This window comes from Haloarcula sp. MBLA0138 (assembly GCF_055632455.1).
Genome location: NZ_CM145746.1, coordinates 2751216 through 2764859, shown reverse-complemented (window position 1 = coordinate 2764859; position 13644 = coordinate 2751216). Strand labels below are relative to the sequence as shown.

Below are 13644 nucleotides of genomic sequence, written 5' to 3'. Positions count from 1 at the left end.
GGCCCATCGTCGGGAGCGCTTTCACGCCGCGAAACTGCGCGCGACGGTTTATGACCCGGTGGCGAATACCGGGTCGACATGGGGATGGTGACTGCAGACGGGGACGGAACGCCGGCGTGCGACCGGGACCGGGTGCTGGTCGTCGACGACGAGCCGGCCATGGCGGAACTGGTGGCCGAGTACCTCGAACGCGTCGACGACGGGCTGAACGTGACACACGCGACGACGCCGACGGCGGCGCTCGAACGCATCGAACGGACCCCGTTCGACTGCGTCGTGACCGACTACCAGATGCCCGTCCTCGACGGGCTGGCGCTCATCGAGCGCGCCGACACCGACGCCGGGTTCGTCCTGTTCACGCAGGTCCGTGACTCGGCGGTCGCCGCGGCCGCCGAGCGGGCCGGCGCGGCGTACATGCCGAAGGGCACCGACGGCGAACAGTACGAGGAACTGGCGGCGCTCGTGCGCGAGCAGGGCCGGGAGTGAGCCACGACAAGACCTATTACCCAGCCGACGGGTCGGGAGCGTATGCCCTCCGAACCGCGGTACTGCGAGGCCTGCGGCGCTCAACTGCCGCCGACCGGCTACCCGTGTATCGAGTGTGACCACGCCGGGTCGAGCGACAAGAGCGCCGGGCTCGCGGCGCTGCTCTCCCTGCTGATTACCGGGGCGGGGCACGTCTATCTCGGGCAGATCGCCCGGGGCGTCGGCTGGTTCGTCGGTGCCATCGGCCTCGCCGTCGCCATCGCGGTGACGGTGCCGACGGCGTCGGCGCTGGTCGTCTTCGCCCCGATAGCCGCGGCCGCCGACGCGTTCCTGCAGGCCGAGACGCGGACGAAAGCCGACGACTGACCGCGGGCGTCGGGTTCCGGGCGCAAACAGTAGGTTTATCAGTCGCACGTGGCGAATCTCCACCAAGATTACTCTCGAAATGACATCGAACAAACAACCGGAGGTGAACATCGGACTCGTCGGCCACGTCGACCACGGGAAGACGACGCTGGTACAGGCTCTGTCCGGCGAGTGGACCGACCAACACTCCGAGGAGATGAAACGCGGCATCTCTATCCGGCTCGGCTACGCCGACGCCACGTTCCGCCGCTGTCCCGAGGCCGAGGAGCCCGAGGCGTTCACCGTCGACGAGCACTGCGAGGACCACGACGTCGACACCGAACATCTCAGGACGGTGTCGTTCGTCGACGCGCCCGGCCACGAGACGCTGATGGCGACGATGCTGTCGGGCGCGGCCATCATGGACGGCGCGGTGCTGGTCGTCTCGGCCACCGAGCCCGTCCCGCAGGCCCAGACCGAAGAACACCTGATGGCGCTCGACATCATCGGCATCGACAACATCGTCGTCGCCCAGAACAAGGTCGACCTCGTCGACGAGGAGCGGGCGCGACAGAACTACGAGCAGATTCAGGAGTTCGTCGAGGGCACCGTCGCCGAGGACGCCCCCATCGTCCCCATCAGCGCCCAACAGGAGGTCAACGTCGACCTGCTCATCGACGCCGTCGAGCGCGAGATTCCGACCCCCGAGCGCGACCCCGCGGCTGACGCCCGGATGATGGTCGCCCGCTCGTTCGACATCAACCGCCCCGGTACCACGTGGGAGGACCTGATGGGCGGCGTGCTGGGCGGCTCGCTCGTGCAGGGCGAACTGGCGGCCGACGACGAGATAGAGCTCCGCCCCGGCCGCGAGGTCGAGGAGGGCGGCCAGACCGAGTGGCGACCCGTCACGACGACGATACGGTCGCTACAGGCCGGCGGGGAGTTCGTCGACACCGTGACGCCGGGCGGCCTGCTCGGCGTCGGCACCGGACTCGACCCCTCCATCACGAAAGGGGACGCGCTGGCCGGGCAGGTCGCGGGACCGCCCGGGAGCCTCCCGCCGACCCACGAGCAGTTCACGATGGACGTGGACCTGCTCGACCGCATCGTCGGCGACGAGGGCGGCGAGGTCGAGGACATCTCGACCGGCGAGCCGCTGATGCTCACCATCGGCACCGCCACCACCGTCGGGTCGGTCACGAGCGCCCGCGACGGCGAGTGCGAGGTCGCGCTCAAGCGGCCCGTCTGCGCCGAGGCCGGCGCGAAGATAGCCATCAACCGCCGTGTCGGTGCTCGGTGGCGGCTCATCGGCGTCGGCACGTTGCGGGAATGATAGTGCTGGACACGAACGCGCTGATGATGCCAGTCGAATGCGACGTGCGGGTGTTCGAGGAACTCGACCGCGTCGTCGGCGGCGGCGACTACGTCGTCCCCGAGTCGGTCCGGGACGAACTCTCGAAGCTCGCCGACGGTGCCGGGGCGGAAGCGACCGCGGCGTCGGTCGGTCGGGACCTGCTCGACCGGTGTTCGGTCGCCCCGACCGACGCCGACTACGCCGACGACGCGGTGCTGGAACTGGCCGTCGAGGCCGACTACGCGGTCACGAACGACGCCCCCCTCAAACGCCGCCTGCTCGACGCGGGCGTTCCAGTAATAAGTTTAAGGGGCCGCGACAAACTGGGAATCACTCAACCATAACACATGTACAAACGGGTACGCCTACGCGATACGGTCGAAGTCCCGCCGGAGCATCTGGCGGAGGTCACACCGGAGCTGGTCAAGAAGCTCCTGCAGGACAAGCTCGAAGGTCGGATGGACGAGGACGTCGGCAGCGTCGTCTCCGTCATAGAGGTCCGCGACATCGGCGACGGGGCCGTCCTCCCGAACGAGCCCGGCGTCTACTACGAGGCCGAGTTCGACGCGCTCACGTTCGACCCCCAGATGCAGGAGGTCGTCGACGGCGAGATCGTCGAGGTCGTCAACTTCGGCGCGTTCGTCGGCATCGGGCCGGTCGACGGCCTGCTCCACGTCTCCCAGATATCCGACGAGTATCTGGCCTACGACGAGGAAAACGAGCAACTCGCCTCCCGGGAGTCCAACCGCATCCTCGGGCGCGGCGACGCCGTCCGGGCCCGCATCGTCACCAAGAGCATCGACGAGCGCAACCCCCGGGACTCGAAGATCGGCCTGACCGCCAAACAGGTCGGGCTGGGCAAGCACGGCTGGCTCCAAGAGGAGCGCGAGAAGCGCGAGGGCGCGGCCGAGGCCGGTGATAGCTGATGGCAGACCGACTCGTCTGCCGTGACTGTCACCGCGTCCAGTCAGCCGAGATAGAGAGCCAGTGTGAGGCCTGTGGCGGCACTTCCCTGACCGAGGACTGGGCGGGCTACGTCGTCATCGCCCACCCGGAGGAGTCCCAGATAGCCGAGGAGATGGAAGTGACCGAGCCGGGCCAGTACGCGCTGAAGGTCCGCTGACGTGGCGCGCGTCGCGCTCGAACTCCCGGCCGCGCTCCGGTCGGCGCTCAAGGAGCCGCTCGGCCCCGTCTACGCGGACGCCGACGCCCTGCTCGCCGACGCCGGCGACCCGCTGGTCGCCGTCGGCGACATGGTCACCTACCACCTGCTGTCGGCCGGCCGCGTCCCCGACGTGGCGCTGGTCGACGAGCGGACCGAGCGCTCGGCGGTCGAGGCGGACGTGGCGGCCACCATCGCGGCCGAGGAGTTCGACCGCCGCGTCGCGGTGACGAACCCGGCCGGGACGGTGACCCACGAGCTACTGGACGCGCTCGTCGCGGCCGTCGAGGGCGACGGGCCGACGCTGCTTGACGTGGACGGCGAGGAGGACCTCGCGGCGCTGCCGGCGCTGCTCGCGGTCCCCGAGGGCGCGAGCGTCGTCTACGGTCAGCCCGGCGAGGGGATGGTACTGGCGGTGGCCGACGACGCGGCCCGCGAGCGGGCGCGGTCGCTGCTGGAGCGAATGGACGGGGAGACCGAAGCGGTGCTGCGGTCGCTGTCGTAGCTACTCCGGGCGCGGGACGCTGAGGTTCTGCATGTCCGTGCCGCACTTCTCGCAGGTCACCGTCGAGCGCTCGCTACAGACGCGGGTCCCACAGCCCGGGCACTCGAAGAGCTGTTCGTCGTCGTCACAGGGGGCGGGGTCTGACCAGCGTGGCATCCTTGTTCGTGTGTCAACGGTACACAATATCAAGGTTTCGCAGGTCGCCGAAACGGTGGACGAACGTCCACGGAAACTCGGTCGTCAATCGAGGACGTGAACGTGGCGGACGAGCGACCGGTGGACGCGGCGCTCGAAGCGGTCGGTGACGGTCCATCCCGCCGCCGTCGCCGCGTCGGCCCAATCCCGGTCGGCGACGAGGACACAGCGGGGCGCGAGGCGGCGGGCCTCCGCGAGCGCACCGGAAACGAGGGGACGGAGTTCGCCGGCGACCCGCGACTGGCGGCCGTAGGGCGCGTCGAAGACGACGGCGTCGACGGCCCCGTCGACCAGCGGTAACTGCGCCGCGTTCGACCGGAACAGGCCCCAGCGACCGGGTTCGGGGTAGGCCTCGGCGTCGGGGTGGCCGTCGCTGTCCCGGTCGGCCGCGGGGCCGCGGCCGTCGCCGAGGACGCTCCGGAGGTTCCGGCGCGTCCCGCGGACCATCTTTTCCTGTGCGTCGCCGCCGACCACGTCAGCGCCGACCAGCCCCGCCTCCAGCAGGAGGCCGCCGGTGCCACACATCGGGTCCAGCACCGTCCGCCCGGGGCGCGCGCCGGCGACGTTGACCAGCGCGCGGGCCTCCATCGGGTCCATGCTGCCGGGCTGGAAGAACGGCCGGTCGGTGGGACGGCGCTGGCCGAAGTCCCGGCGGCTCTCGACGGTCAGCCACCCCAGCGCGCAGCAGGCCTCGCCAGCGCCGCGCTCCTCGTCGCCCGCGGGGTCGGCGAAATACGCGTAGAGGACGGCGTCGGGGTCGTCGAGGTCGACGGCGAAGCCGCGGTCGGTGAGGACGCCGCCGAGTTCCCGCTCGGCGCGCTGGGTGTCGACGCCGGCCGAGGCCCGCACGTCGACGGCCCGCACCGCGACAGTCCCCTCGCGGTCGACGCTCGCGGCCTCGAGCAGCGCCCGCGCGCTCGTCACGTCGGGGTCGGCGGTCCCGACCAGTTCGCAGGCCCGGTGGGTGAACGCGAGCGTCCGCACGCGGTCGGTGACCCCGCGCGCGACGGCGAGGCCGGGCGCGAGGAGTTCGACCCCGTCGGCGGCGCTCTCGGCCTCGCGGGCCGCGAACGCGTCGTGCTGGCCGCCGAGTTCGAGGACGTACACGCGCTGTCGGTGTGTCCGGCCGGCAATCAGCGTGCCGGTCTGGCCCCCGGTAGCGGGCTTTTTTACCGGATTCGTCTCGGTCGCGTGACCTCTCCCCCGCGAGACCTGTCAGTAGATGCCATGAAGCTTTATAAGCCTTAAATACGTGATTTAAGTCGAGACATGGTTGACCCCAAGGAGACCATCAACATCGAAAACGTCGTCGCCTCGACCGGAATCGGGCAGGAACTCGACCTCCAGAGTGTGGCGATGGACCTCGAGGGTGCCGACTACGACCCCGAGCAGTTCCCGGGACTCGTCTACCGCACGCAGGACCCCAAGTCCGCGGCGCTCATCTTCCGTTCGGGGAAGATAGTCTGTACCGGCGCGAAGTCGACGGACGACGTTCACCAGAGCCTGCGCATCGTCTTCGACAAGCTGCGTGACCTCAACATTCAGGTCGACGACGACCCCGAAATCGTCGTCCAGAACATCGTCACGTCGGCGGACCTCGGTCGGAACCTGAACCTCAACGCCATCGCCATCGGGCTGGGGCTGGAGAACATCGAGTACGAGCCCGAGCAGTTCCCCGGGCTGGTCTACCGGCTCGATGAGCCCGACGTGGTGGCGCTGCTGTTTGGCTCCGGGAAGCTGGTCATCACCGGCGGCAAGAAGCCCGAGGACGCCGAGGAGGCCGTCGACAAGATCGTCTCCCGGCTCGAAGAGCTGGGCCTGCTGGACTGAGATAGTAGCGGTTCGCCGCTACGACGGCCCGCGTAGCGCCGTCCCGCTCCAGCGGTGCGCCGCGGCGGGCGGCGACGTGAACGCAATACACAAACGCGCCCGGCCACAACTACGGGTATGCTTCAGGCCGGGACACCGAGTCTGACGGGCGGCGGCCCGCTGGCGCTCCTGACGACGCTGCTCGTCACGTGGCTGTTCTACGCGCTGACGCTGCATCTGGCCGCGACCTTCTTCGTCGGCGACGTGCCGAGTCAACTCGCCGCGAAGGCCGCTGCCGCGCCCGCAGTCGTCTCGCTGTTGCTCCAACAGTGGGGGACGACCGGTGTCGGCCCGGTCTCGCCGAGCCTCGGCGTCGCCGTCCTGCTCGGATTGACGCTCGTGGCCGACGGCATCGCCATCAGCTACACCTACCGGCTCTCGACGCGCTCGACCGCGCCGCTCGTGGTCCTCCACCTCGCGTTCGCCACAGTGCTTGGCGTCGCGCTGACCAACATCCTCGGCGTCGTGTGACTACTCCACCAGCCGCTCGATTTCGGTGACGAGCACGTCGCTCGCGCCGACCGCCTTCAGGTCGTTGATGGTCTCGAAGACGGCCTGTTCCTCGACGACGGCGTGGACGGCGACGGAATCGGTACCGGCGATGTCCATCACCGTCGGGCCGCCCATCCCCGGGAGGACCGCCTCCACATCGTCGAGGGCGTCCTCGGGGGCGTTCATCATCAGGTAGCGCTTGTCCTCGGCCGACAGCACCGAGCCGAGTGCCATGTCGACCTGCCGGACCTTCTCGGCGTCGGCCGTGTCCTCGCGGGCGAACAGACGGACGGAGCTTTCCAGCACCTCGTCGACGACTTCGAGGCGGTTCATCCGCAGGGTCGTCCCCGTCGAGGTGATGTCGACGATGCCGTCGGCGATGTCGACGTGGGGGGTCAGTTCGGTCGCGCCCGACACCTCCGTGACGGTCACGTCGACGCCCGCGTCCGCGAAGTACTGCCGGGTGACGTTGGGGAACTCCGTGGCGACGCGGCCGCCCTCGAAGGCCGCGACCGACTCGACGGCGTCGTCCTCGGGCGCGGCGAGGACGAGCCGACAGCGGCCGAACTCCAGGTCGCGCAGTTCGACGAGGTCGACCGCGGCCTCGCGGACTTGGTCGAGGCCGGTGATGCCCACGTCGGCGGCCCCGTCGGCGACGTACTCCGGGATGTCCGCCGCGCGGGCGTAGAGGACCGTCACGTCGGGGTCGACGGTCTGGGCGTACAGCTGCCGGTCGGCCCCGTCGACCAGATGCAGGCCCGCCCGTTCCAGTAGCTCCTCGCTCGGCTCGTGCAAGCGGCCCTTGTTGGGGACGGCGATGCGCATACCCACTCTGTGGTGGGGCGGGCAAACTGTCTTTCCCTACCGTCTGGGCAGGGCGAGAAAGACGCCGCCCGCGACGAGGGTGAGCGCGGCCATGAGATAGAACGCGCCCGCGAACAGCCCGCGGTCGGCCAGCAGGCCGACGACCGTCGAGCCCAGCGAGCCGACCGCGAAGAAGGCCGTCCGGAGCAGGCCCCATCCGGTCCCCTCCGCGGCATCGGGGAGTACGTCGACGATATAGGCGTTCGAGAGCGGGCCGGCGCTCATCCGGATGCCGACGCCGGCCGCCACGAGCGCCAGCGGGACGACGCCCTCGACGCGGGGGACCAGCACCAGCGGGACGGCGCTGACCAGCGCCACGGCGACTAAGACCCGGGGCGTGCCGTAGCGGTCAGAGAGCCGCCCCGTCGCGGTCTGTGCGACCGCGCCGCCGACGAACAGCGCCGACAGGACGGCCCCCGCGGTCCCCTGCGAGACGGGGCGGGTCGTGACGAGGTACGTCGTCAGGAACGCCGTGACGGCCTGAAAGACGAACAGCATCAGCGTCTCGCCGGTGACCGCGAGGACGAGCCGGCGCTGGCGAAAGCCCGCGAGGACCGCCCGTAAATCGCGCCGGAGCGCCCGGTCGGCGTCGGCGGTCGGCCGGTCGGGGACGGTGAGCCACAGGCCGACGGCGACCACGCCGAACAGCGGCGCGGCGCTGACCAGCGCCAGCCGCCAGCCGTACCGGGCCGTCACGAGCGCCGCCAGCGCGGGCAGAGCGGCGGCACCGACCGAGCCGGCGGCCAGCACGACGCCGAAGGCAGCCCCCTCGCGGGCGTCGAAGGTCCGCGAGAGGAGCGTCCCCCGGGTCGGCCCGTAGAGCCCGGTCCCGAAGCCGAAGGCGGCGGTAGCCAGCAGGAACAGCGAGAATACCGGAGAGACGAAGTAGCCGAGCAGGCCCGCCCCCGACAGCAGCGCCGCGGCGACGAGCAGCGTGCGCTCGCCGACGCGGTCGATGAGCAGGCCCGTGGGGAACTGCATCGCCGCGTAGGTGAGCCAGAGGACCGTCACCGCGAGCCCCGCCACGGCGTTCGAGACGGCGAACTCGTCGCGGATAGTCGGCAGGACCGCCGGGACGACGAAGCGCATGCCGAGGACGAGGAACCACCCGACGGCGACCGTCGTTAGCAGGCGACCGGGGCTGTCCCGCCTGAGCGAACCGACCCGCCGACGGACGCGCTCGACGGGGACCATAGAACCTATCGGAGGGAACACTTCGAGGGGTATGACGCTGACGGAAGCCACGTCGGACCCGGCCCAACTAAGAGCCGGGACGGCGAACTCCGAGGCATGACCGACCTCCTCGTGACCGGCGGCCGGGTGCTGCGCCCGGACGATACGGTCGAGCGGGCGGACGTACTGCTGGACCGCGACGCCGGCGACATCGCGGCCGTCGACGAACCGGGCGAGCTCGCCGGCGACGACGAACTCGACGCCGAGGGGGGCCTCGTCGTCCCGGGGCTGGTCAACGCACACACTCACGTGGCGATGACGCTGCTGCGGGGGTACGCCGACGACAAGCCGCTGGACGCGTGGCTCCGGGAGGACATCTGGCCCGTCGAGGCCGAACTGACCGCCGAGGACGTGCGCGTCGGTGCGGAACTCGGCCTCGTCGAGATGATACGCTCCGGAACGACGGCGCTGTCGGACATGTACTTCCACGTCGACGAGATAGCCGCCGCGGTGGAGCAGGCCGGCCTGCGGGCGGTGCTGGGCCACACCGCGGTCACCGTCGGCAAGGACGACGAGGCCGCCCGCGCGGACCTCCGGCAGAGCATCGAGACCGCCCGCGAACTCGACGGCGCGGCCGGCGGCCGGATTCGGACGACGTTCCAGCCCCACAGCCTGACCACCGTCGGCGAGGAGTCCCTCCGGGAGTTCGTCCCCGAGGCCGTCGAGGCGGGCATCCCCATCCACCTCCACGCCAACGAGACCGAGGCCGAGGTCGACCCCATCGTCGACGAACACGGCGTCCGGCCGCTGGCGTACGCCGCCGACGTGGGACTGCTCGGCCCGGAGACGTTCCTCGCCCACGGCGTCCACGTCGACGAGTCGGAGGTCGACTTGCTCGCGGAGACGGGGACCGGCGTCGTCCACTGCCCGGCCTCGAACATGAAGCTCGCCAGCGGGATGGCCCCCGTACAGGACCTGCTCGACGCCGGCGTCACCGTCGGGTTGGGCACCGACGGCGCGGCCTCGAACAACGACCTCGACATGTTCGACGAGATGCGCGACGCGGCCATGCTCGGGAAACTGGCGGCCGACGATGCCAGCGCCGTCGACGCCGCGACGGTCGTCGAGATGGCGACCGAGAACGGTGCCGCCCTGCTGGGCTTCGACGGCGGCCGCATCGAACCGGGCGCGAACGCCGACCTCGCGGTGCTCGACCTCGACGCCGCCCACCTCACGCCCGCCCACGACCTCGTCTCGCATCTGGCCTACGCCGCCCGCGGCAGCGACGTGCGCCACACGGTCTGTGACGGGCGGGTGCTCATGCGGGACCGCGAGGTGACCGTCTTCGACGCCCCGTCGGTGCGCGAACGCGCCGGCGAACACGCCGCGGCGCTGGTCGAGCGCGCGAGCGGAGAATAAACGTCTAGAGGCGACAGTAAACTCTCTAACTGACTCTAAGCCACTCTCTCTGTCGGGCGAACCGTGGTGAACGGAGGTGAACGGCGGGCGGGGTTTAATCCGACGCTCCCGGATGGACAGGACGGAATGACCTCGAAACGACTCGCACTCGCCGCCGCGGTCGGTATGGCCCTGTTCGCCGTCGGCCCGGGGGCGGCGACGGTCGCCGCACAGACATCCGACGACCTCTCGGTCTCGGTCAGTCAGGCCGCGGACCACGGCGCGACGGTGACGGTCACCGAGAACGGGAGCGCCGCCGAGAACGCCTCGGTCGGCGTCGAGGCGGTCAACGGCTCGTACGTCGGCGCGGGCAACTACACGACCGGGGCCAACGGGACGGCTGCTCTCCCCGCCCCGACCCAGACGGTCACCGTCGAGGTGACCGCCGGTACGGGCAACGAGACCGCGACGACGACGGCTGAACTCGACGCCGACGAGAACGCCACGTTCGGTCAGCGGGTCGCCGGCTTCGTGCAGTACCTGCTCGAACAGAACGAGACCGGCATCGGCCCGCAGGTGGCCGACTTCGTGACGGAGAACAACCCCGGGAACGCGCCGGACCACGCCGGTCCGCCGGCCCACGCCAGCGACGACGCCAACGAGAGCGACGACAACGAGACGGAGCGCGGACCGCCCGAAGACCGCGGCCCCGACGGCGAACGCGGGCCGCCCGCCCATGCCGGTCCCGACGACGGGGTGGACAGCGACGACGACGATGGCGACGACGAGGATGAAAGCGAGGAACGAGACGACGACACCGACGAGGAGACGGACGAAAGCGAGGGTGAAGAAGCGGACGACGAAGACGAGGAAGACGACAGCGACGAGAACGAAGAGGACGGAGACGATAACGAGCGCGGCCCGCCCGAAGACGCCGGGCCGCCCGCGGACCGATAGACGACAGCGACCGGGAGACGCCGCTTCGGTAGCGTTTTAGGCGGCCTCCCCGTTTCCTCGGGCATGACAGCGCCCATCTCTGAGCGACTCGACGACCCCGCTGCGGCCCGCGAGTCGGGCCGGCGGAAGATGGACTGGGCAGCCCAGCACATGCCCATCTGCACCGCGCTCCGGGAGCGGTTCGAGGCCGACGAGCCCTTCGCCGGCGAGCGCATCGGCATGGCGATGCACGTCGAGGCCAAGACGGCCGTGCTGGCTGAGATTCTGGCCGCTGGCGGCGCGGAGGTCGCCATCACCGGCTGTAACCCGCTCTCGACCCACGACGACGTGAGCGCCGCGCTCGACGCCGTCGAGAGGGTCATCTCCTACGCCGAACGCGGCGTCGACGACGACGCCTACTACGCCGCCATCGAGGCGGTCATCGACCACGAGCCCACGATTACGGTCGACGACGGGATGGACCTCGTCGCGGCCGTCCACGAGGACTACCCCGAACTCATCGACACCATCGTCGGCGGGGCCGAGGAGACCACGACCGGCGTCCACCGCCTGCGGGCGATGGACGCGGACGGCGAACTCGACTACCCCGTCTTCGCGGTCAACGACACGCCGATGAAGCGCCTGTTCGACAACGTCCACGGCACCGGCGAGTCCGCGCTGGCCTCCATCGCCATGACGACGAACCTCTCGTGGGCCGGCAAGACCGTCGTCGTCGCCGGCTACGGCCACTGCGGGAAGGGCGTCGCCAAGAAGGCCAGCGGCCAGAACGCCGACGTGGTCGTCACGGAGGTCGAGCCCCGCCGCGCGCTGGAGGCCCACATGGAGGGGTACGACGTGAAGCCGATGGCCGAGGCCGCCGCCGAGGGGGACGTGTTCATCACGACGACGGGCAACCGCGACGTCGTCGTCGCGGAGCACTTCGAGAAGATGCAGGACGGCGTCCTGCTCGCCAACGCCGGCCACTTCGACGTGGAGATAGACCTCGACGCCCTCTCCGAGATGGCCGCCGACACCTACGAGGCCCGAGACGGCGTGCGGGCCTACGAGATGCCCGACGGCCGCCGGCTGAACGTGCTCGCGGAGGGTCGGCTGGTCAACCTCGCCACGCCCGTCGCGCTGGGACACCCCGTCGAGGTGATGGACCAGAGCTTCGGGATTCAGGCGGTCTGTGTGCGCGAACTCGTCGAGAACGGCGCGGACTACGACGCGGGCGTCCACGACGTGCCCGACCGGCTGGACGAGGAGGTCGCCGAGATAAAACTCGACGCCGAGGGCGTCGCCTTCGACTCGCTGACGGACACGCAGGCCGAGTACATGGATTCGTGGCAGCACGGGACATAGCGAGGCCGACCGAAGGGAGGCCTCGGATACCCGAGCGGGGAACGAAGTGACCCGCGAGGCGGCGGGCGCGCGCCGCTGAGACTGCCGTTGGCGGCCCGGAGGCGGAGTGAACCGTGAGCGGGGCGGTCGGCGAGGCCGCACCGAGAGCGCAGCGGTGCCCGTTCCGGGACGGTGATTTTATTCGGCCCCGCGAGGAAGGAGGAGGCGATGCAGCCCCACCACGCCCGGTACCCGTTCCTCGAAGGGGCCCGCGAGGCCGTCGAGGCCGCCGCGGTCGACCTCGGGGAGGTGGTCGCCACGGACGAGGCGGTCACCGCCCGCGCGCTGGAGCGGGTGGAGTCCGCCATCACCGACGGGAGCGTCGGCGAGCCGCGTCGGACCCGCGTCGAGTTGCTCTCCTACCCCGTCGCGCGGGTGCTGGTCTCGCTGGTGGACGAACACGTCTGTACCCGGAAGTACGCTCGCGCGGAGGCCGAGACGGCCCGCGAGCGGTTCACCGAGGCGTTCGAGACGACGACGGAGTTCAAGGCGACGGCGACCGAGACCGTCGACCTCCGGACGTTCCTCGCCGAGTTCGACCTCGCCGGCGCGGTCCGGGAGACGAGCGAGGGGTACGCGGTCGAGGTGGGGACGTACCTCGATCTGGCCGCCGACCAGCGGGGCGACGAGTGGCGGCTGGTCAACCGCGTCCTCGCCGACGGCGAGGTCCGGGTCGCCCCCGCCGAACTCCACGTGCTGTTGAAACAGGCCGTCCGCCACCGCGTTGCCGAGGGCCTCCCGTTCGACGTGCCCGACGCCATCGCGGACGAACTCGACGCGGAGGTCGAGCGGCTCCGGGAGGTGCTGTCGGAACTAGACCTGACCCGCGAGATAGACACCGTCGTCCCGGACCTGTTCCCGCCCTGCATGAAGGCCCTGCTCGACGCGGTCCAGAAGGGCGACCACCTCGAACACCACTCCCGCTTCGCCATCGCCGCATTCCTGACCGGCATCGGGATGACCACCGACGAGATCGTCGACCTCTTTCAAGTCAACCCCGGGTTCGGCGAGGAGGCCACCCGCTATCAGGTCGACCATATCCGCGGGGACACCAGTCCGACGGAGTACTCGACGCCGGCGTGTTCGACGATGCAGTCCTACGGCGACTGCGTCAACAAGGACGACCTCTGTGAGCGCATCTCGCATCCGATGGCCTACTACGAGCAGAAGCTAGACGACGAGGACGAGGAGGAACTGGTCGACTGGCGCGAACAGGGCGAGAGCGACGACGCCGGCGAAGAGGCCGACTAGAACTGCTGTCGTTCGAGCCAGACCCCGGCTCCGGTCATCACGGCGACGAAGAGGCCGATGACGGCGACGACCCCGACGCCGCCCTGTGCGGTGAGGTGTCCGTTCGTCGAGTACGACGAGGCCACGAACACCGCTCCGGCGACGAAGACGACCATCCCGACCGCGGAGATGGCGATTTGTACGACGGTCTCGCGCTCGATAGCCATGTAGCGC

General features: G+C 70.2%; 18 protein-coding genes. 13 read left to right on the top strand and 5 right to left on the bottom strand.

The genetic code is table 11. From position 1 onward, the window contains the following. The first annotated feature begins 78 nt into the window (after positions 1–78). The 7 genes from ACV7JO_RS14745 to ACV7JO_RS14715 all read left to right on the top strand — a co-directional run bounded on the left by ACV7JO_RS14745 (position 79) and on the right by ACV7JO_RS14715 (position 3852). Positions 79–486 (top strand): response regulator, encoded by a 408-nt coding sequence (locus ACV7JO_RS14745; RefSeq protein WP_470354169.1) that lies wholly within the window; start codon positions 79–81, stop codon positions 484–486. 42 nt (positions 487–528) lie between these two features. After that, positions 529–852: a hypothetical protein gene (locus ACV7JO_RS14740; RefSeq protein ID WP_470354168.1), complete on the top strand. Its 324-nt coding sequence runs from the start codon at positions 529–531 to the stop codon at positions 850–852. A gap of 79 nt (positions 853–931) precedes the next feature. Next, on the top strand, positions 932–2164 hold the full coding sequence (locus ACV7JO_RS14735) for a translation initiation factor IF-2 subunit gamma (protein ID WP_470354167.1): 1233 nt from the start codon (positions 932–934) through the stop codon (positions 2162–2164). Beyond that, positions 2161–2529 carry a PIN domain-containing protein gene (locus tag ACV7JO_RS14730; protein ID WP_470354166.1) on the top strand — a complete coding sequence of 123 codons (369 nt, stop codon included), beginning with the start codon at positions 2161–2163 and terminating at the stop codon, positions 2527–2529. The genes ACV7JO_RS14735 and ACV7JO_RS14730 overlap by 4 nt, the downstream gene beginning before the upstream one ends. 3 nt (positions 2530–2532) lie before the next feature. Further along, positions 2533–3111 carry a DNA-directed RNA polymerase gene (locus ACV7JO_RS14725; protein WP_470354165.1) on the top strand — a complete coding sequence of 193 codons (579 nt, stop codon included), beginning with the start codon at positions 2533–2535 and terminating at the stop codon, positions 3109–3111. Continuing rightward, on the top strand, positions 3111–3308 hold the full coding sequence (spt4, locus tag ACV7JO_RS14720; protein ID WP_470354164.1) for a transcription elongation factor subunit Spt4: 198 nt from the start codon (positions 3111–3113) through the stop codon (positions 3306–3308). Before ACV7JO_RS14725 ends, spt4 begins: the two co-directional genes overlap by 1 nt. A gap of 1 nt (position 3309) precedes the next feature. Beyond that, positions 3310–3852, top strand: a complete 543-nt coding sequence (locus tag ACV7JO_RS14715) for a GTP-dependent dephospho-CoA kinase family protein (protein WP_470354163.1) — start codon at positions 3310–3312, stop codon at positions 3850–3852. Here the strand turns inward: ACV7JO_RS14715 and ACV7JO_RS14710 are convergent, their stop codons facing one another. Further along, entirely contained in the window at positions 3853–4008 is a 156-nt protein-coding gene (locus tag ACV7JO_RS14710) for a rubrerythrin-like domain-containing protein (protein WP_470354162.1), read from the bottom strand. Between the two features lie 84 nt (positions 4009–4092). Beyond that, positions 4093–5154, bottom strand: coding sequence for a TIGR01177 family methyltransferase (locus ACV7JO_RS14705; RefSeq protein WP_470354161.1), 1062 nt, complete (start codon positions 5152–5154; stop codon positions 4093–4095). A 162-nt stretch (positions 5155–5316) separates the two neighbouring features. Between ACV7JO_RS14705 and ACV7JO_RS14700 the strand changes: the two genes are divergently transcribed. Further along, positions 5317–5877, top strand: coding sequence for a TATA-box-binding protein (locus ACV7JO_RS14700; RefSeq protein ID WP_166967082.1), 561 nt, complete (start codon positions 5317–5319; stop codon positions 5875–5877). A 117-nt stretch (positions 5878–5994) separates the two neighbouring features. Next, positions 5995–6387 carry a DUF7473 family protein gene (locus tag ACV7JO_RS14695; RefSeq protein ID WP_470354160.1) on the top strand — a complete coding sequence of 131 codons (393 nt, stop codon included), beginning with the start codon at positions 5995–5997 and terminating at the stop codon, positions 6385–6387. Here the strand turns inward: ACV7JO_RS14695 and hisG are convergent, their stop codons facing one another. Both hisG and ACV7JO_RS14685 read right to left on the bottom strand, forming a co-directional pair. Continuing rightward, the gene (hisG, locus tag ACV7JO_RS14690) at positions 6388–7233 is read right to left on the bottom strand and encodes an ATP phosphoribosyltransferase (protein ID WP_470354159.1); all 846 of its coding nucleotides are present in this window, start codon (positions 7231–7233) and stop codon (positions 6388–6390) included. It abuts the gene before it with no gap. Between the two features lie 36 nt (positions 7234–7269). Next, positions 7270–8466 (bottom strand): MFS transporter, encoded by a 1197-nt coding sequence (locus tag ACV7JO_RS14685; RefSeq protein WP_470354158.1) that lies wholly within the window; start codon positions 8464–8466, stop codon positions 7270–7272. A 96-nt stretch (positions 8467–8562) separates the two neighbouring features. On the opposite strand from ACV7JO_RS14685, the gene ACV7JO_RS14680 reads away from it, so the two are divergent. The 4 genes from ACV7JO_RS14680 (at position 8563) to priL (ending at position 13431) form a co-directional block, all read left to right on the top strand. Further along, positions 8563–9864: an amidohydrolase gene (locus tag ACV7JO_RS14680; RefSeq protein WP_470354157.1), complete on the top strand. Its 1302-nt coding sequence runs from the start codon at positions 8563–8565 to the stop codon at positions 9862–9864. 126 nt (positions 9865–9990) lie between these two features. Further along, the gene (locus ACV7JO_RS14675) at positions 9991–10800 is read left to right on the top strand and encodes a hypothetical protein (RefSeq protein WP_470354156.1); all 810 of its coding nucleotides are present in this window, start codon (positions 9991–9993) and stop codon (positions 10798–10800) included. A gap of 63 nt (positions 10801–10863) precedes the next feature. Beyond that, on the top strand, positions 10864–12141 hold the full coding sequence (locus ACV7JO_RS14670; protein ID WP_470354155.1) for an adenosylhomocysteinase: 1278 nt from the start codon (positions 10864–10866) through the stop codon (positions 12139–12141). A 207-nt stretch (positions 12142–12348) separates the two neighbouring features. After that, positions 12349–13431, top strand: coding sequence for a DNA primase regulatory subunit PriL (gene priL / locus ACV7JO_RS14665; RefSeq protein WP_470354154.1), 1083 nt, complete (start codon positions 12349–12351; stop codon positions 13429–13431). Here priL and ACV7JO_RS14660 read toward each other — a convergent pair. Next, positions 13428–13637, bottom strand: coding sequence for a DUF7472 family protein (locus ACV7JO_RS14660; RefSeq protein ID WP_470354153.1), 210 nt, complete (start codon positions 13635–13637; stop codon positions 13428–13430). The genes priL and ACV7JO_RS14660 overlap by 4 nt on opposite strands. Positions 13638–13644 lie beyond the last annotated feature (7 nt).

Coding starts and splice junctions, on each gene's coding strand:
- hisG (WP_470354159.1), bottom strand. CDS start 7,233: ATGCGCATCGCCGTCCCCAACAAGGGCCGCTTGCACGAGCCGAGCGAG.
- ACV7JO_RS14670 (WP_470354155.1), top strand. CDS start 10,864: ATGACAGCGCCCATCTCTGAGCGACTCGACGACCCCGCTGCGGCCCGC.
- ACV7JO_RS14740 (WP_470354168.1), top strand. CDS start 529: ATGCCCTCCGAACCGCGGTACTGCGAGGCCTGCGGCGCTCAACTGCCG.
- ACV7JO_RS14725 (WP_470354165.1), top strand. CDS start 2,533: ATGTACAAACGGGTACGCCTACGCGATACGGTCGAAGTCCCGCCGGAG.
- ACV7JO_RS14745 (WP_470354169.1), top strand. CDS start 79: ATGGGGATGGTGACTGCAGACGGGGACGGAACGCCGGCGTGCGACCGG.
- ACV7JO_RS14680 (WP_470354157.1), top strand. CDS start 8,563: ATGACCGACCTCCTCGTGACCGGCGGCCGGGTGCTGCGCCCGGACGAT.
- ACV7JO_RS14700 (WP_166967082.1), top strand. CDS start 5,317: ATGGTTGACCCCAAGGAGACCATCAACATCGAAAACGTCGTCGCCTCG.
- ACV7JO_RS14735 (WP_470354167.1), top strand. CDS start 932: ATGACATCGAACAAACAACCGGAGGTGAACATCGGACTCGTCGGCCAC.
- ACV7JO_RS14675 (WP_470354156.1), top strand. CDS start 9,991: ATGACCTCGAAACGACTCGCACTCGCCGCCGCGGTCGGTATGGCCCTG.
- ACV7JO_RS14730 (WP_470354166.1), top strand. CDS start 2,161: ATGATAGTGCTGGACACGAACGCGCTGATGATGCCAGTCGAATGCGAC.
- ACV7JO_RS14660 (WP_470354153.1), bottom strand. CDS start 13,637: ATGGCTATCGAGCGCGAGACCGTCGTACAAATCGCCATCTCCGCGGTC.
- priL (WP_470354154.1), top strand. CDS start 12,349: ATGCAGCCCCACCACGCCCGGTACCCGTTCCTCGAAGGGGCCCGCGAG.
- spt4 (WP_470354164.1), top strand. CDS start 3,111: ATGGCAGACCGACTCGTCTGCCGTGACTGTCACCGCGTCCAGTCAGCC.
- ACV7JO_RS14710 (WP_470354162.1), bottom strand. CDS start 4,008: ATGCCACGCTGGTCAGACCCCGCCCCCTGTGACGACGACGAACAGCTC.
- ACV7JO_RS14685 (WP_470354158.1), bottom strand. CDS start 8,466: ATGGTCCCCGTCGAGCGCGTCCGTCGGCGGGTCGGTTCGCTCAGGCGG.
- ACV7JO_RS14695 (WP_470354160.1), top strand. CDS start 5,995: ATGCTTCAGGCCGGGACACCGAGTCTGACGGGCGGCGGCCCGCTGGCG.